Origin of the sequence: Bradyrhizobium sp. LMTR 3, assembly GCF_001693485.1 — a bacterium.
Classification (GTDB): Bacteria; Pseudomonadota; Alphaproteobacteria; order Rhizobiales; family Xanthobacteraceae; genus Bradyrhizobium.
Genome location: NZ_MAXC01000012.1, coordinates 346,109 through 361,937, shown reverse-complemented (window position 1 = coordinate 361,937; position 15,829 = coordinate 346,109). Strand labels below are relative to the sequence as shown.

General features: G+C 63.9%; 15 protein-coding genes. 10 read left to right on the top strand and 5 right to left on the bottom strand.

Annotated features, from left to right (window positions below; translation table 11 throughout):
* Positions 1-30: 30 nt before the first annotated feature.
* From LMTR3_RS11260 to LMTR3_RS11235, 6 genes are all read left to right on the top strand, one after another.
* Positions 31-1,650, top strand: coding sequence for a peptide chain release factor 3 (locus LMTR3_RS11260; protein WP_065745098.1), 1,620 nt, complete (start codon positions 31-33; stop codon positions 1,648-1,650).
* Positions 1,651-1,715: 65 nt separating this feature from the next.
* Positions 1,716-2,267, top strand: coding sequence for a TetR/AcrR family transcriptional regulator (locus tag LMTR3_RS11255; RefSeq protein ID WP_065745097.1), 552 nt, complete (start codon positions 1,716-1,718; stop codon positions 2,265-2,267).
* A gap of 71 nt (positions 2,268-2,338) precedes the next feature.
* Positions 2,339-2,941: a UCP034077 family protein gene (locus LMTR3_RS11250; RefSeq protein ID WP_065745096.1), complete on the top strand. Its 603-nt coding sequence runs from the start codon at positions 2,339-2,341 to the stop codon at positions 2,939-2,941.
* An 84-nt stretch (positions 2,942-3,025) separates the two neighbouring features.
* A complete protein-coding gene (locus tag LMTR3_RS11245) occupies positions 3,026-3,610 on the top strand; it encodes an NnrU family protein (RefSeq protein ID WP_065745095.1) in 585 nt (194 codons plus the stop codon).
* 1 nt (position 3,611) lies between these two features.
* On the top strand, positions 3,612-4,433 hold the full coding sequence (gene panB, locus LMTR3_RS11240) for a 3-methyl-2-oxobutanoate hydroxymethyltransferase (RefSeq protein ID WP_065745094.1): 822 nt from the start codon (positions 3,612-3,614) through the stop codon (positions 4,431-4,433).
* Positions 4,434-4,448: 15 nt separating this feature from the next.
* The gene (locus tag LMTR3_RS11235; protein ID WP_065745093.1) at positions 4,449-6,044 is read left to right on the top strand and encodes a class I adenylate-forming enzyme family protein; all 1,596 of its coding nucleotides are present in this window, start codon (positions 4,449-4,451) and stop codon (positions 6,042-6,044) included.
* Here LMTR3_RS11235 and LMTR3_RS11230 read toward each other — a convergent pair.
* Positions 6,041-6,898 (bottom strand): hypothetical protein, encoded by an 858-nt coding sequence (locus LMTR3_RS11230; RefSeq protein WP_065745092.1) that lies wholly within the window; start codon positions 6,896-6,898, stop codon positions 6,041-6,043. The two genes, LMTR3_RS11235 and LMTR3_RS11230, sit on opposite strands and share 4 nt — an antisense overlap.
* A gap of 243 nt (positions 6,899-7,141) precedes the next feature.
* On the opposite strand from LMTR3_RS11230, the gene LMTR3_RS11225 reads away from it, so the two are divergent.
* From LMTR3_RS11225 to LMTR3_RS11210, 4 genes are read left to right on the top strand one after another with little or no spacing between them, the layout of a single operon-like run.
* Positions 7,142-7,795 (top strand): tetratricopeptide repeat protein, encoded by a 654-nt coding sequence (locus LMTR3_RS11225; protein WP_065745091.1) that lies wholly within the window; start codon positions 7,142-7,144, stop codon positions 7,793-7,795.
* A gap of 29 nt (positions 7,796-7,824) precedes the next feature.
* Positions 7,825-8,340: a hypothetical protein gene (locus tag LMTR3_RS11220; RefSeq protein WP_065745090.1), complete on the top strand. Its 516-nt coding sequence runs from the start codon at positions 7,825-7,827 to the stop codon at positions 8,338-8,340.
* 55 nt (positions 8,341-8,395) lie between these two features.
* Positions 8,396-9,778, top strand: coding sequence for a ribosome biogenesis GTPase Der (gene der, locus LMTR3_RS11215; RefSeq protein WP_065745089.1), 1,383 nt, complete (start codon positions 8,396-8,398; stop codon positions 9,776-9,778).
* The gene (locus LMTR3_RS11210) at positions 9,775-11,016 is read left to right on the top strand and encodes a TCR/Tet family MFS transporter (RefSeq protein WP_084029533.1); all 1,242 of its coding nucleotides are present in this window, start codon (positions 9,775-9,777) and stop codon (positions 11,014-11,016) included. The genes der and LMTR3_RS11210 overlap by 4 nt, the downstream gene beginning before the upstream one ends.
* Positions 11,017-11,124: 108 nt before the next feature.
* On the opposite strand, the gene LMTR3_RS11205 is transcribed toward LMTR3_RS11210, so the two are convergent.
* The 4 genes from LMTR3_RS11205 to LMTR3_RS11190 all read right to left on the bottom strand — a co-directional run bounded on the left by LMTR3_RS11205 (position 11,125) and on the right by LMTR3_RS11190 (position 15,680).
* On the bottom strand, positions 11,125-12,351 hold the full coding sequence (locus LMTR3_RS11205) for an ABC transporter substrate-binding protein (protein ID WP_065745088.1): 1,227 nt from the start codon (positions 12,349-12,351) through the stop codon (positions 11,125-11,127).
* Between the two features lie 262 nt (positions 12,352-12,613).
* A complete protein-coding gene (locus LMTR3_RS11200; RefSeq protein WP_065745087.1) occupies positions 12,614-13,354 on the bottom strand; it encodes an SDR family NAD(P)-dependent oxidoreductase in 741 nt (246 codons plus the stop codon).
* Positions 13,355-13,514: 160 nt separating this feature from the next.
* Positions 13,515-15,020, bottom strand: a complete 1,506-nt coding sequence (purF, locus tag LMTR3_RS11195) for an amidophosphoribosyltransferase (RefSeq protein WP_065745608.1) — start codon at positions 15,018-15,020, stop codon at positions 13,515-13,517.
* A gap of 30 nt (positions 15,021-15,050) precedes the next feature.
* Positions 15,051-15,680 carry a CvpA family protein gene (locus LMTR3_RS11190; RefSeq protein ID WP_065745086.1) on the bottom strand — a complete coding sequence of 210 codons (630 nt, stop codon included), beginning with the start codon at positions 15,678-15,680 and terminating at the stop codon, positions 15,051-15,053.
* Positions 15,681-15,829: the final 149 nt, after the last annotated feature.

Below are 15,829 nucleotides of genomic sequence, written 5' to 3'. Positions count from 1 at the left end.
CCGGTTTTCCCTGCCAAACGCTCGAGCCTCATGTCCGACATTGCCGTTACAGCCGAATCGCCGTCCCGCTCGCCGCTCTCAGATGAAGTGGCGCGTCGGCGCACGTTTGCGATCATCTCCCATCCGGACGCCGGCAAGACCACGCTGACAGAAAAGCTGCTGCTGTTCGGCGGCGCCATCAACCTGGCGGGCCAGGTCAAGGCCAAGGGCGAGCGGCGCAATACCCGTTCCGACTGGATGAAGATCGAGCGCGAGCGCGGCATCTCGGTCGTAACCTCGGTGATGACGTTCGAATTCCAGGACCTCGTCTTCAACCTCCTGGACACGCCCGGCCACGAAGACTTTTCCGAAGACACCTACCGGACGCTGACCGCGGTCGATTCCGCCGTCATGGTGATCGACGCCGCCAAGGGCATCGAGGCGCGGACGCGAAAGCTGTTCGAGGTGTGCCGGCTGCGCGACATTCCGATCATCACCTTCATCAACAAGATGGACCGCGAGAGCCGCGACACGTTCGAACTGCTGGACGAGATCGAAAAGACGCTGGCGCTCGACACCACGCCGATGACCTGGCCGGTCGGCCGCGGCCGCGACTTCCTCGGCACCTATGACGTCGTCAACGGCGGCGTGCGCCTGCTCGAAGGCGGCGGTGCCAAGACCGGCGCGACCGAGCAGATCGACATCGCCGATCTCGCCGGCCGCAACCCCAATCTCGACGTCGCCGAGATCAAGGACGAACTCGCGCTGGTGTCGGAAGCCTGCAAGCCGTTCGAGCTGGACGCGTTTCGCGAGGGCCATTTGACGCCGGTCTATTTCGGCAGCGCGCTGCGCAATTTCGGTGTCGGCGACTTGCTGGAAGGTCTTGGCAAGTTCGCGCCGGCGCCGCGGGCGCAGGACAGCAATTTGCGCAAGGTCGAAGCAGCCGAGCCGCGCATGAGCGCCTTCGTGTTCAAGATCCAGGCCAATATGGATCCGAACCACCGCGACCGCATCGCGTTCGCGCGGCTGTGCTCCGGCAAGCTCAGCCGCGGCATGAAAGCGAAGCTGGTGCGGACCGGCAAAAACATGTCGCTGTCGTCGCCGCAGTTCTTCTTCGCGCAGGATCGCTCGGTGGCCGATGAGGCCTTTGCCGGCGACGTCGTCGGCATTCCGAACCACGGTACCTTGCGGATCGGCGATACGCTGACGGAAGGCGAGGAGATCACCTTCGTCGGCGTGCCGAGTTTTGCGCCGGAAATCGTCCGCCGCGTGCGGCTGACGGATGCGATGAAGGCCAAGAAGCTGAAAGAGGCGCTGCAGCAGATGTCGGAAGAGGGCGTGGTGCAGGTATTCCGGCCCCGCGACGGCGCGCCGGCGCTGGTGGGCGTCGTCGGTCCGCTGCAGCTCGACGTGCTGAAGGCGCGGCTCGATGCGGAATATTCGCTGCCGGTGGAATTCGAGGTTTCGGAATTCCAGCTCGCCCGCTGGGTTTCGTCCGACGACCGCAAGAAGCTCGACGCTTTCATCGCGGCCAACGGTTCGGGCATCGCCGATGACGTCGACGGCGATCCCGTGTTCATGGCCAAGAACGAGTTTTACCTGGGCTATACCCGCGAACGGGCTGAGGGGATCACCTTCTCCAACGTCAAGGACGTGAAGAAGAAGGCGTAGTCGGGCTCGCTTTTTGCGCCAAGCTCCGCTGTCGTCCCCCGCGAAGGCGGGGGATCCAGTACGCCGTGGCTTATCCGCGGGCGACCTATCGCCATGGCAATCTGAAATCGGAAGCGCTGAAGGCCGCCACCCGTTTGGTGGCCGCGGCCGGCCATGAGCAACTGAGCCTGCGCGAGGTCGCGGAGGCCGTCGGCGTCGCGCATCGCCCGCTGTACAATCATTTCACTGACCGTGAAGCGCTGCTCGACGCGGTAGCGGCCGAGGCCTACACGAGGCTCGCCGCCATCCTCGTCAAGGCAGAGACGCCACTGGACTACACCGCGAAATATGTCCGCTTCGCGCTCGCCAACCGCGCGCTGTATGCCCTGATGACCAGCCGCCCGCACGCCACCATGAAGCACAATCCGCCGCTGCAGGCCGCGGTTCATAAGGTCATCGCCCAGGCCATGCGGATATTCTGCCAGGATATCGAGAGCCCGGCCGAGCGTCGCCGCGCGGTGATGAAGGTCTACATTACGCTCTATGGCGGCATCTCGCTCTATACGGCCGGCGTGCTCGACCAGCCCAGCGAGAAGGCCCTGATTGCGGAACTGTCCGCCATGAACGCAGGGATGTGAACACCGTCCGCCTTGATACGGGACGAACCGTGCATCAGCTTAGTTGGGTCGCCTCTTAGGACTTAGGCCGCATGTTCCGGTGCATCATCGTTTGCCTGGTCACCACATTCGTCGGGATGAGCGCCGCCGATGCCCAGTCGCGGCGCCAGATCGACGCCACGCCCTTTTCGCATGCGCCCTGCAGCGTGCTCGACGGCCAGCCCTGCACGCCGTCATTTTGCAGCGTGTTCAACGAAGGTCCCTGTATTCCCGAGATCGATTATCCGTACGGCCAGAATCTGCAACTCACGATCGAAAGCGTGCCGCCACAGGATCAGGCCGCGAAATACCGGAAGCCGGATCATGATCTCGATACGATCGGCGAGCTCTTTGCGGCGTTGCGCTCCTGTTGGTCGCCGCCGCCTTCCGACAACGCGCGCCAGGGCATGCAGATGTCGGTTCGGTTCAGCTTCAAGCGCTCGGGCGAGATCATCGCTACGCCCCGCGTGACCTACGCCACGGCAGGCGTTCCGGCCGACACCCGCGCTACCTACTTGAAAGCGATCAACGCGTCGCTTGCAGGTTGCACGCCGCTCAAGTTCACGTCCGGGCTCGGCGGCGCGCTTGCCGGGCGGCCGATCGCGATTCGCTACGTCGACAACCGCGATCTAGGCAAGCAGGCGGAGAAGCCGTAACGGCCGCGTGGCGCATTGCGCACCAAGCCCTTAAAATGATACGCGGATAATCCGGAAAACCAGCCGCGCAACGGGAGGCACGTCATGGGACTGCTGGTGTTGATCCTGGGCCTGATCCTGTTCTTCGGCGTCCACACGCTCACCACGCAGCGCAAGCTGCGCGCGCAGGTGATCTCCGCGACGGGCGAGAGCGGCTACAAGATCGGCTATGCGCTGGCTTCGTTCGCTGGTCTGGCGCTGATCATCTGGGGCTTTGCGCTTTATCGCGCGACGGGATGGTACAACGTCTGGAACCCGCCAGTGGCGCTCAAGCACATCACCACGGCGCTGATGCTGCCCGCGGTCATCATGGTTGTCGCGTCCTACATCCGCGGCCGGATCTATACGACACTGAAACACCCGATGCTGACGGGCATCAAGCTGTGGGCGGCGGCACATCTGCTCGCCAATGGCGATCTCGGCTCGATCATCCTGTTCGGCTCGTTTCTCGCGTGGGCGGTGTACGATCGCATTTCGCTGAAATATCGTTCCGACGCCGGGGCCCCGCCGATTCCCGTCGGCGGTCCCGGCAACGATTTGATCGCGGTCGCGGTCGGTCTCGTCGCCTATCTGGCGCTCGCCTTCGCGTTCCATCCGGTCGTGATCGGCGTCCCCGTGGTTGGAGCCTAACATGTCCGTACAATCTTCCATCAAGCGCAAAACGGCGCCGGATATCCGTGCGCGCAAGCACGGCGAGCCGATCGTGATGCTGACGTCCTACCATGCGCATACCGCGGCGCTGGTCGATCGCCACTGCGACGTCATTCTGGTCGGCGATTCCCTCGGTAACGTCATGCACGGTTTCGAGACCACGGTGCCGGTGACGCTCGACATGATGATCCTGCAGGGCCATGCGGTGATGCGCGGCTCGAAGCATGCCCTCGTCGTTGTGGACATGCCCTTCGGCTCCTATGAGGCTTCGAAGGAGCAGGCGTTTCATTCCGCGGTGCGGATATTGAAGGAAACCCACTGCGGCGCGGTGAAGCTCGAAGGCGGCGTGCGCATGGCGGAAACCGTCGCGTTCCTGTCCGAGCGCGGCGTGCCGGTCATGGGCCACATCGGACTGACGCCGCAATCGATCAACACGCTCGGCTCGTTTCGCGCGCAGGGCCGCGACGAGGGCAGTTGGGATCCGATCCTGAAAGACGCCCAGGCGATCTCGGACGCTGGTGCGTTTTCGGTCGTGGTCGAAGCGGTCGCCGAGCCGCTGGCGCGCAAGATCACGGAGACCATCGCCATTCCGACCATCGGCATCGGCGCCAGCGCGGCCTGCGATGGCCAGGTACTGGTGCTCGAGGACATGCTGGGTCTGTCGCCGCGGACGCCGAAATTCGTGCGCCGCTATGGTAATCTCGGCCCCGCGATCGAAACGGCGATCCAGGGTTACGCCAGCGACGTGCGCTCGCGCGCTTTCCCGGGACCCGAGCACGTCTACGAGATGAAGAAGAGCTGACGGGGCGCGCCATCCATGGACTGGTCGCAGCACTCTATCCCGGCGATGCGGCTCGAGCCGCGCTTTGGCGACCGAATTGTTTCGGTCTTTTGTGAACGGCCCAAGAGCATTCCGGCGATGGTGGCCGAAGCGGTTGCGACCAACCCGGACGGCGAGGCGCTGGTCTGCGGCGCCACGCGAATGACATGGCGCGAGGTCGCGCAGCGATCGGCGCAAATCGCAGCAGGATTTCAAAAACTCGGCCTGCAGCGCGGTGACCGCGTCGCGCTGCTGCTCGGCAATAGAATCGAATTCGTGCTGACGATGCTGGGTGCGGCCCATGCCGGGCTGGTGACGGTGCTGCTTTCGACCCGCCAGCAGAAGCCCGAGATCGCCTATGTGCTCACCGATTGCGGCGCAAAGCTCCTGATCCACGAGGCCTCGCTCGCCGATCGCGTGCCGGATGCGGTCGATATTCCTGAAGTCACGCATAGGATCGCGGTGGACGACGATCCGCGGCTGTCGCGCTTTTCGGAGCTCTTGCAAAACGCGCCGCTGGCCGCACCAATCGAGGTCGGCGAAGAGGACACTGCCATGATCCTCTATACGTCGGGCACCACGGGGCGACCAAAGGGCGCGATGCTCGCCCATTGCACCATCATTCATTCGGCCATGTTGTTCGTCTTGTGCATGAAGCTCACTGCCGCGGATCGCTCGATCGCCGCGGTGCCGCTCGGGCATGTCACCGGCGTGGTCGCCAACGTCATGACCATGGTCCGTTGCGCCGGCGCGCTGATCATCATGCCGGAGTTCAAGGCGGCGGAATATTTGAAGCTCGCCGCGCGCGAGCGGGTCACCTACACCGTGATGGTGCCGGCGATGTACAATCTCTGCCTGCTGCAGCCGGATTTCGACAGCTACGATCTGTCGAGCTGGCGGATCGGCGGTTTTGGCGGTGCGCCGATGCCGATCGCCACCATCGAGAAGTTGGCAGCGAAAATTCCGGGGCTGAGACTCGCCAATTGCTACGGGGCGACCGAGACCACCTCGCCGTCGACCATGATGCCTGCAGAATTCGTCGTGAGCCATATCGACAGCGTCGGGCTGCCGTGCCCGGGCGCCACCATCATCGTCGTCGATGCCGAAGGCCGCGAACTGCCGCGCGGCGAGATTGGCGAAATCTGGATTCACGGCGGGTCGGTCATCAAAGGCTACTGGAACAATCCGAAGGCGACGGCGGAGAGTTTTACGGCCGGCTTCTGGCATTCCGGCGATCTCGGCTCGATCGACCAAGAGAATTTCGTGCGCGTGTTCGATCGTCAGAAGGACATGATCAACCGCGGTGGGCTCAAGATCTATTCCGCCGAGGTCGAGTCGGTGCTTTCAGGCCATCCTGACGTGGTCGAGAGCGCGATCATCGCAAAACCGTGCCCGGTGCTCGGCGAGCGCGTGCATGCCGTCGTCGTGACGCGGAATGCCGTCAGCGGCGAGGCGCTGCGCGCCTGGTGCGCCGAGCGGCTGTCCGACTACAAGGTGCCGGAAACCATGGATCTGCGGACGGACCCGTTGCCGCGCAACGCCAACGGCAAGGTGATGAAACGGCAGCTCCGCGAGGCTTTCACGGCGGCTTAGAGCTTCGGCGCGCTGCCTTTGGGCATCGCGCTCTCGCTTGGCCCGGCGGCGAGCGCGGCACTGTCGATCGCGGCGGCGCTGACGAGCTGCTTGACGTCCAGCAGGGTGAACTGGGCGATACCGACACGGTCGGCCTGTGTGCCCGGAACGAGCTGCACACTCAACACGCCGTCGCAGTTCGCGCCCTTGGCCTCGGTGAGCATGGCGCCCGGTTCCTTGGCCTTGGTCTGGGCGCGCTTGACGACCGCCACGCAACTGCCGCGCACGGTGTCGCCGTTGAGCTTGACGGCGGCCCTTGGGTCGAGCGGCTTGCCGATGGCCTCGATCGCAGTTGCTTCCTTGTACTTGCCGCCGACCGACATGATCGAGCCCTTGCGATAGATGTAGTACAGATGCTGGTCGCCGACGATGGTCGGCACGCCGTATTTGCCCATGATCTCCTTGATCATGTCCGCCTTCGACGGCTGCTGGTCCGGTGCGAAGGTCAGGTTGCGGGCAACGAAATAGGCGCGGTTGGCGCTCGCGGGTGAGGAGAAGCTGGTCGAGAGCATCTCGCCGTTCTGTTTCGAACCGGCGGGGAGGGTGAAATTCAAGGCGGCGACGTAGCTGGCACCACCGAACTTCTGCTGCTGGATGTCGGTCTTGGTGTCGGTCCGGCCCTTGAACAGTGAATCAAAAATGGCGCGGGCGGATTCGGCGTTCGATTCGGTCGAGATACCCAAAATGTCGGGGCGCAGCTTGCCCGAGAAGGCCGTCTCGGGCGCCTTCGGCTTGAAGTCGTCGGCCAAAGAGGCTGCGGCCAAGGGTACCTGGCCGATGGCAAGCAGCATCGAAACCAGCACGTGACGAGGCATGAAACACCTGAAAAATCGGGTACGGATCGACAATGGAAGCGGCCGGGATTACGCCAAACTTTGAACTGCGATGTCAACATTGCCAGCCGATTTCGGAGGCGGTTGCGAGCCGTTGTTAACGCTTTGATCCGCCTCGCTTTGCCTTGCCACCGCCATATCGATAGGCTACGCCCCGGCCATGCGGGATCGGGCGCGCGAGACTGCCGCCCAAGCTGCGGTTCCCCGGGGATGGGATATCTTTAAGTGTCTGAATTATTTGATGAAGTAGACGAGGAGGTCCGTCGCGAGCAGCTCAAAAGGCTGTGGGACCGATATTCGCTTCTGATCATCGCCGGCCTGATTTTAATCATCGCCGCCGTGGGCGGCTGGCGCGGCTACCAATATCTGGAGTCCAAGAAGGCTGCCGAGGCGGGGGCGGCGTTCGACAAGGCCGTCGAGCTTTCGGAAGCCAACAAGCACGCCGAGGCCGAAGCGGCGTTCGCCGATCTCGTTGCGAAGGCGCCGTTTGGCTACCGCGTGCTGGCACGGTTACGTATGGCGGCTGAAGTCGCCAACCGCGATCCGCAGGCCGCGGCAAAGCTGTTCGACGAGATTGCCGCTGACCGCAGCGTCGGTGTCGCCGAGCAGGATCTCGCGCGGATTCGCGCGGCCCAGTTGCTGTTGGAAAGCACCAGCTATCCCAACATGAAAGAACGCCTCGAAGCCGCTGCCGCGCCGGGTGCCACGTTCCGCCATACCGCGCGCGAATTGCTGGCGCTATCGGCTTGGCGTGCCAATGATGCCGCAGCGACACGGCAATGGCTGGATATGATCGCCAATGACGGCGAAACACCGCCGAGCCTGCGCTCGCGCGCCGAAGCGCTACAGGCCTTGCTGCCGCCGGTCGCCAAGAGCTGACGCCAGCAAAACGAGTTGGGAAACCCACTATGCGCCGCCCGCAACGTTTGATCGCAACCGCCGTCCTTATCGCCCTTTCAGGCGCGCTGGCAGGCTGTGGCAGCATGGGCAATTTCGATCCGTCCGATCTGCTCGACTTCCTCGATACCAAGAAGAAGCTGCCCGGTGAGCGCAAACCGGTGTTCCCCGACGGTGTGCCGGGCCTTGAGCAGGGCGTGCCGAAGGATCTCTACAGAGGCGCCAACCAACAGGTTGATGACCCGAACGCGCAGGCTGCCGCTGCGGCTCCTCCGCCGGAAGAACCGAAATCGAAGCGTGGCGCGAAATCCAAGGGCAAGCAGGCTGCCGCACCCGCCGCTGCGGACGCCGACGCCGCGCCCGAGGAAGAGGGCAGCACCGCCGCTGCGCCGCCGGCGCCCAAGCCGGCCAGGATCGTGCGCAAGCGCACCACGGCTCCACCGCCCGATCAATCGGCCGCGCCCGTGCAATCCTCACAACAATCGGCTTTCCCGGCTCCGATGCCAAGCGGCAGTTTCTCGCGCTGATTTGTTGTTTTCGTTCGATTGACACGCCCTTCAGAAACGGGCGTTTGGATCATTTATGTCCTTTACGATCGCCATCATCGGCCGACCCAACGTCGGCAAGTCGACGCTGTTCAACCGGCTGGTCGGGCAGAAGCTCGCGCTGGTGGACGACGAGCCCGGCGTCACCCGCGATCGCCGCGAGGGAAGCGCGCGTCTCGGCGATCTCGAATTCACCGTGATCGATACCGCCGGCCTCGACGAGGGCGCCAAGGGCTCGCTCACGGCACGAATGCAGGAGCAGACCGAAGCCGCGATCGGCCTGGCCGATGCGCTGATGTTCGTGATCGACGCCCGTGCGGGCCTGACGCCGAACGATCGCGCTTTTGCCGATTTCGCGCGCCGCGCCAACAAGCCGGTGGTGCTGGTCGCCAACAAGAGCGAGGGCAAGCACGGCGAAATCGGCGCGATGGAATCCTACGCGCTGGGGCTCGGCGATCCCGTGCAGATTTCGGCCGAGCATGGCGAGGGCTTGAGCGATCTCTACGACGCGCTCGCCGCACTGATGCCGGAGCCGGCTGAAGAGCGGGAAGAGTTCGACGACGACGATATCGTATCGGACGAGGATCTCGCCCAGCGTCCGATCCGCGTCGCCATCGTCGGCCGTCCCAATGCCGGCAAGTCGACGCTGATCAATCATCTGCTCGGCGAGGAGCGGCTGTTAACCAGCGCCGAGGCGGGCACCACGCGCGATTCCATTTCGGTGGAGATCACCTGGCAGGGGCGCGACTTTCGCGTGTTCGATACCGCGGGCTTAAGGCGGCGCTCGCGGATCGAGGAGAAGCTGGAAAAATTGTCGGTGGCGGATGCGCTGCGCGCCGTGCGCTTTGCCGAAGTCGTCGTGATGATGATGGATGCGCAGAACCGGTTCGAGGAACAGGATTTGCGCATCGCCGATCTGATCGAGCGCGAGGGGCGGGCGATCGTGCTGGCGGTCAACAAATGGGATTTGATGGAGCGCAAGCCGCATCTGATTTCGGCGCTACGCAGCGATGCCGATCACTGGTTGCCGCAGGTGAAAGGTGTCCCCATCGTCGCCGTGTCCGGCTTGCTGGGCGAGGGCATCGATCGCCTGATGACCGCAATCCAGGATGCCTACGCAGTCTGGAACAAGCGCGTGCCCACGGCCGCGCTCAATCGCTGGTTCGAGCAGGCAGTCGATGCCAACCCGCCGCCCGCAGTGTCGGGCCGCCGGCTGAAGCTGAACTACATCACGCAGACCAAGGGACGCCCGCCGAGCTTCGTGCTGTTCTGCTCGCGTGCGGACGCCGTGCCGCAATCCTACTTGCGCTATCTCACCAACAGCCTGCGCGAGGCCTTTGACCTGCCGGGCACGCCGATCCGAATCACGCTGCGCGAAAAGGCCAATCCGTTCGCGCACAAGCGCAAGCGGCCCTCATGAGCGAACAGGCGTCCACCGCTGCTGCCGACGATAGGCCGCCGGTACGCAGCGGCGCGGCGGCCTTCATCTTCGTCACCATCCTGCTCGACATGCTCGCGCTCGGCCTGATCCTGCCGATCCTGCCCAAGATCGTGGAGAGTTTTGTCGACAACGACACCGCGACGGCGGCGCGGATCTTCGGCCTGTTCGGCACCGCATGGGCGCTGATGCAGTTCCTGTTCTCGCCGATCCTTGGCGCGCTCTCGGACCGCTTCGGCCGGCGGCCGGTGGTGTTGCTATCGAATTTCGGGCTGGCGCTGGATTACGTGTTGATGGCGCTGGCGCCGTCGCTGACCTGGCTGTTTATCGGGCGGGTGATCTCAGGCATCACCTCGGCCAGCATCTCCACGGCCTTTGCCTATATCGCCGATGTGACGCCGCCGGAACGGCGCGCCGCGGTGTTCGGCAAGATCGGCGCGGCCTTTGGCGCCGGATTCATTCTCGGCCCCGCCGTCGGCGGCCTGCTCGGCGGCATGGATCCGCGTCTGCCGTTCTGGGTCGCGGCGGGCCTGAGCTTTGCGAACGCGCTATACGGCTGGCTGATCCTCCCCGAGTCGCTGCCACAGGACCGGCGCGCGCCGTTCCACTGGAAGAGCGCCAGTCCGCTCGGGGCATTGCATCTGTTGCGCTCGAATCGGATTCTCGCGGGCCTGTCGCTGGCGAATTTCTTTGGCCAGGTCGCGCATGTGGTGCTGCCTTCCACCTTCGTGCTCTACGCCACCTATCGGTATGGCTGGGACACGACAACGGTGGGGCTCACGCTGGCTCTGGTGGGCGTGTGCGCCATGGTGGTGCAGGGTGCGGGCGTCGGGCCGATCGTCACGCGCCTCGGCGAGCGCCGGGCGCTGTTGCTCGGGCTCGCTTGCGGCGGGCTGGGATTCTTCATCTATGGCGTGGCGCCGACCGGGCCGTTGTTCTGGACCGGCATTCCCGTCATGGCGCTGTGGGGCGTGGCCGGCGCGGCGATCCAGGCGCTGACGACGCAGCTCGTTGCACCGGATCAGCAGGGCCAGTTGCAGGGCGCGACCAACAGCGTCAACAGCATCGCCCAGATGGCGGGGCCGTTCCTGTTCACGCTGACCTTTGCCTATTTCATCAGCGACCAGGCGCCGGTGAAATTGCCGGGCGCGCCGTTCCTGCTGGCGGCGGCGCTGTTGGGGTTCGCGCTTGCGATCGCGTGGCGGACGCTGAAAAAGTAGGAAAGGTAGGGTGGGTTAGCCGAAGGCGTAACCCACCGCTCGCTTGCGTGAAAGAGGTGGGTTACGCTTCGCTAACCCACCCTACATTCTTAAACCCACCCTACATTCTTATTTCTTCACCAGCGGACACTCGCTGGCTTCGAGTGGCTTGGCGGCGTCTTCCGCCGAGATCGTGGCGATCTGCTTGTAGTAATCCCACGGTCCCTTCGACTCTTCCGGCTTCTTCACCTCGAACAGATAGGCCGGAATGAGACGGCGGCCGTCGGCACGCAGCGGGCCCTTGCCGAACAGCGGATCGTCGGTCGGCAATTCCTTCATCTTGGCGACGACCTTGGCGCCGTCATGCGGATTGCCGCCCAGCGCTTCCATCGCCTTCAGGTAATGCAGGATCTCCGCATAGAGGCCAGCGACGGTCATCGAAGGCATCGAGCCCTTCGGCGAGAGCTTCTGGAAGCGTTTCGACCATTCGCGGGTCTTGTCGTTCAGATCCCAGTAGAAGGATTCGGTGAAGGTGAGGCCCTGCGCCGTCTTCAGGCCGAGCGCATGCACGTCGTTGATGAAGAGCAGAAGCGCGGCGAGTTTCTGGCCGCCCTGGACGATGCCGAATTCGGCCGCCTGCTTGATCGAGTTGGTGGTGTCGCCGCCGGCATTGGCAAGGCCGATGACCTTGGCCTTCGAGGACTGCGCTTGCAGCAGGAAGGACGAGAAGTCCGAAGTGTTAAGCGGATGCCTGACCGCGCCCAGCACCTTGCCGCCGGTCTGGGTGACCACGTTGCCGGTGTCGCGCTCCAGCGCGTGGCCGAAGGCGTAATCGGCGGTGAGGAAGAACCAGGTGTCGCCGCCGGCCTTGGTCAGCGCCTTGCCGGTGCCGTTGGCGAGCATGTAGGTGTCGTAGGTGAAGGAGATGGTGTTGGGATTGCAGGCCTTGCCGGTGAGGTCGGCGGTGGCCGCGCCCGAATTGAGCAACACCGAGTTCTTTTCCTTCACGAGATTGCTCACCGCGAGCGCGACGCCGGAGTTCGGCGTATCGGCGATGACGTCGACCTTATCGGCATCGATCCACTGCCGCGCGATGTTCACGCCGATGTCGGGCTTGTTCTGATGGTCGCCGCTCACCACCTCGATATTCCAGCCCTTGGCCTTCAGGCCGGAATCTTCAACGGCCATCTTGACTGCGGCGACTGAGTTCGGGCCGCCAATGTCGGCATAGAGGCTCGACATGTCATTCAGCACGCCGATCTTGACGGTCTTGTCCTGGGCCAGTGCTGGCGTCGCGAGGGCGAGTGCGGCAAGCGCCACGGAAGCGGCGAAGCGCCGCGCAATCCTAGTCGTCATGGTATTCCTCCAGAAATGTTGTTCGCCGGCTCTCTTTTCGGAACCTGCCAGCGGTCCTGCGATAGTCCTTCTCGAAACCGCGGGCAATGCACCTATCGTCGCGCGTCCGACGTCAGCTTGAACTTCTGGATCCGCCTTAACGAAGTTCCATCTTTCGCTGAGGTATGGTTGTTGGTCCGATCGCAGACATAGCAACCCAACATTGGCCAGCTTCACCCAATGCACGGGGTTGGCGAATTGCCGCGGGACCGGCCCGTTGGCGCTAAGCCGGTGGATGAAAACTCATCAGCGTACGCGTCTTGTAGTCATAGAGCTTGCCGGTCTCGGTCCATTCCGGCGCGCACATCGGCACGATGAATTCCGCGGCCTGTTCCGGCGTATCCAGCGTCATCGGGTCTTCGCCGGGAAAGACGCTGGCGCGCATGCGGGTGCGGATCGGGCCGGGGCTGAACAGGTTGACGCGCAGCTTCGTGCTTGCGGTCTCGTTGGCCCATGAGCGCACCAGCGTATCCAGCGCCGCCTTCGATGCAGCGTAGGGGCCCTGATAGGCGTTCGCCTTGCTGGCGGCGCCCGAAGTGACGAACACGGCGCGGCCGGCGTCCGAGGCCTTGAGCAGCGGATCCATGCAGCGGATGAGCTGGAAGTTCGCGGTGACGTTCACTGCCATCACGTCGTTCCAGGGCTTCAACTCGATATGCCCGAGCGGTGAGGAGGGACCGGCGACACCGGCATTGCCGACGAGAATGTCGAGCTTGCCACGGCGTTCATGCAGCGCCGCGCCGAGCCGCGCGATGCCGTCGAAATCGGTGAGGTTGAGCGGCACCAGCGTGGCGCTGCCGCCATCTTTGCGGATCTCGTCGTCGAGTTCCTCAAGGCCGCCTTGCGTACGCGCGACGGCGACGATATGCGCGCCGGCCTTTGCCAGCGCGAGCGCCGTGGCATAGCCGATGCCGCGGGAGGCACCAGTCACGAGCGCAATGCGGGAGGCGAGGGGTTTGGTCATTGAAGTAGCTCGATCATCGTCGTCGTCCCTGCGAAAGCAGGGACCCATACGCCGCGGCGCTCATGAGGTGAGGAGGTGTCAATAACTGATGGCATCCGGAAAAACGAAGGCCTGTGGTTATCGGTCCCTGCTATCGCAGGGACGACACCGTTGGGTGTTGTCAGCTCGCCTCTGCCAGGAGCGAGAGCTGGCGCGGCTGCGGCTCGACCTGAGTCTGGTCGGTAAGGTGCGTCGGATAGGCGCCGGTGAAGCAGTGATCCGAGAATTTCGGATTGGCGGGATCGCGCCCCGGTTCGCCCATAGCGCGGTACAGGCCGTCGATCGACAGGAACGCCAGCGAGTCCGCCCCGATGATATCGCGCATTTCTTCCAGCGAATGGGTGGCTGCGAGCAGTCCGCCGCGGTCCGGCAGGTCGATGCCGTAATAGTCGGGATAGAGGATCGGCGGCGAAGCGAGCCGGAAATGCACCTCGCGCGCACCGGCATCGCGCATCATGCGCACGATCTTCTTCGACGTGGTGCCGCGTACCAGTGAATCGTCGATCAGGATGATCCGCTTGCCCTCGATCGCGGCGCGATTGGCCGAGTGCTTCATGCGCACGCCGAGCTCGCGCACGCTCTGCGTCGGCTGGATGAAGGTGCGGCCGACATAGTGGTTGCGGATGATGCCGAGTTCGAACGGCACGCCGGAATGCTGGCTGTAGCCGACCGCCGCCGGCACGCCGGAATCCGGCACCGGCACCACGACGTCGACTTCGACATGGCTTTCGCGGGCGAGCTGCGCGCCGAAGGCCTTTCGGACCTCATAGACCGAACGGCCGCCGACGATCGAATCGGGCCGTGAAAAGTAGATGTACTCGAAAATGCAGGGCCGCGGCGGTTTCGGCGGAAACGGCTTGTGGCTGTGGGCGCCCTCTTCGTCGAATACGACGATTTCGCCGGGCTCGACGTCGCGCACATATTTCGCGCCGATCATGTCGAGCGCGCAGGTCTCCGAAGTCAGGATCGGACAGCCGTCGAGATCACCAAGCACCAGCGGACGGATACCGAGCGGATCGCGTGCGCCGACCAGCTTCTTGTTGGTCAGCGATACCAGCGAATAGGCGCCTTCGATGGCGCGCAGCGCCTCGATGAAGCGGTCGATAAAGCGGCTGCGTTTGGACTGTGCGACCAGGTGCAGGATCACTTCGGTGTCCGTGGTCGACTGCATCATGGCGCCGTTCTTCACCAGCTCGCGGCGCAGCGTCAGCCCGTTGGTGAGATTGCCGTTATGGCCGACCGCGAAACCGCCGGCATTGAGCTCGGCGAACAGCGGCTGCACGTTGCGCAGAATGGTCGCGCCGGTCGTGGAATAGCGGACATGGCCGACCGCTACGATGCCGGGCAGGCGCTCGATCACCTCGCGACGGGAGAAGGTATCGCCGACGAGGCCGAGGCGGCGTTCGGAATGGAAACGGCTGCCGTCGAAGGAGACGATGCCGGCGGCCTCTTGGCCGCGATGCTGGAGGGCGTGTAGTCCGAGCGCCGTGATGGCAGCGGCTTCGGGATGGCCGAAGATGCCGAACACGCCGCATTCCTCGCGTAGCGTGTCGCCTTCGAGATCGTCCTGCAACTCGATGCCAGGATTTAGATCGAGTTGCCCGGCGGGATCGGAAGGGTTTTGCATCGCGTCCATCGCCTCTCTATTTGGCCAGAATTAGCGGCCCGCGGGTTTTTCGATCAGCTTTTTAAGACTGTCGCGGGCAGGTTTGCTGTAGCCATCGCCGGATGCAGGGGCTGCCTGCTCGGCGTCAGTTTGATCGTCTTCCGGTTTATTCTTCTTGAATCTCTTTAAAATGGTGTTCTCGGGGTCATCAGGCAAGAGCGACATTAACCAATCCCCGGTTCCCTGCAGCACCACGCGGGATTTTGCACCGGTGATCCAGTCCGGCCGCTGCTTGTCCGGGACCAGCCAGCTAAAGAACAGAAAGGCGACCACCACGATCAGCAGCCCGCGGCCGAGCCCGAACAGGAAGCCGAGCGTGCGATCCAGTGCGCCGATCCGGGAATCCAGGATCATGTCCGAAATCCGCACCGTGATCACGGAGACGACGATCAGGGTGCCGATGAAGGTGCCGGCCACGACCGCGACGGCTGCGACCGTATCGTTGTTGAAATAGGCCTTAGCGGTCGGCAGCAGCTTCGAGAAGGCGTAGAGCGTCACCAGCGCCGCCGCGCCCCAGGCCGCGATCGACAGGATCTCGCGCATGAAGCCGCGCACCATGGCGAGCAGCCCCGAAATCAGCATCACTCCGAGCAGGACGAGATCGAGTATCGTTATCGGCATCGGCTGGTCAGGTCCGCTCGTAAGTCCTTAGGCAGCGAATCGGCGGCTCAGGGTCACCCCAAGTGAGGGGCAGACGGCGTATCCCGCAAGGCCGGAAATCGTGCCATCCCGCCCGCCTTTCGCGCGCGTTGTATAGCGGCGAGGGGCGG

Excerpts from the sequence above, each read along its gene's own strand:
- LMTR3_RS11260 (WP_065745098.1), top strand. The coding sequence starts at position 31 with ATGTCCGACATTGCCGTTACAGCCGAATCGCCGTCCCGCTCGCCGCTC.
- der (WP_065745089.1), top strand. The coding sequence starts at position 8,396 with ATGTCCTTTACGATCGCCATCATCGGCCGACCCAACGTCGGCAAGTCG.
- LMTR3_RS11210 (WP_084029533.1), top strand. The coding sequence starts at position 9,775 with ATGAGCGAACAGGCGTCCACCGCTGCTGCCGACGATAGGCCGCCGGTA.
- LMTR3_RS11200 (WP_065745087.1), bottom strand. The coding sequence starts at position 13,354 with ATGACCAAACCCCTCGCCTCCCGCATTGCGCTCGTGACTGGTGCCTCC.
- LMTR3_RS11205 (WP_065745088.1), bottom strand. The coding sequence starts at position 12,351 with ATGACGACTAGGATTGCGCGGCGCTTCGCCGCTTCCGTGGCGCTTGCC.
- LMTR3_RS11190 (WP_065745086.1), bottom strand. The coding sequence starts at position 15,680 with ATGCCGATAACGATACTCGATCTCGTCCTGCTCGGAGTGATGCTGATT.
- LMTR3_RS11250 (WP_065745096.1), top strand. The coding sequence starts at position 2,339 with ATGTTCCGGTGCATCATCGTTTGCCTGGTCACCACATTCGTCGGGATG.
- purF (WP_065745608.1), bottom strand. The coding sequence starts at position 15,020 with ATGCAAAACCCTTCCGATCCCGCCGGGCAACTCGATCTAAATCCTGGC.
- LMTR3_RS11220 (WP_065745090.1), top strand. The coding sequence starts at position 7,825 with ATGCGCCGCCCGCAACGTTTGATCGCAACCGCCGTCCTTATCGCCCTT.
- panB (WP_065745094.1), top strand. The coding sequence starts at position 3,612 with ATGTCCGTACAATCTTCCATCAAGCGCAAAACGGCGCCGGATATCCGT.
- LMTR3_RS11245 (WP_065745095.1), top strand. The coding sequence starts at position 3,026 with ATGGGACTGCTGGTGTTGATCCTGGGCCTGATCCTGTTCTTCGGCGTC.
- LMTR3_RS11235 (WP_065745093.1), top strand. The coding sequence starts at position 4,449 with ATGGACTGGTCGCAGCACTCTATCCCGGCGATGCGGCTCGAGCCGCGC.
- LMTR3_RS11230 (WP_065745092.1), bottom strand. The coding sequence starts at position 6,898 with ATGCCTCGTCACGTGCTGGTTTCGATGCTGCTTGCCATCGGCCAGGTA.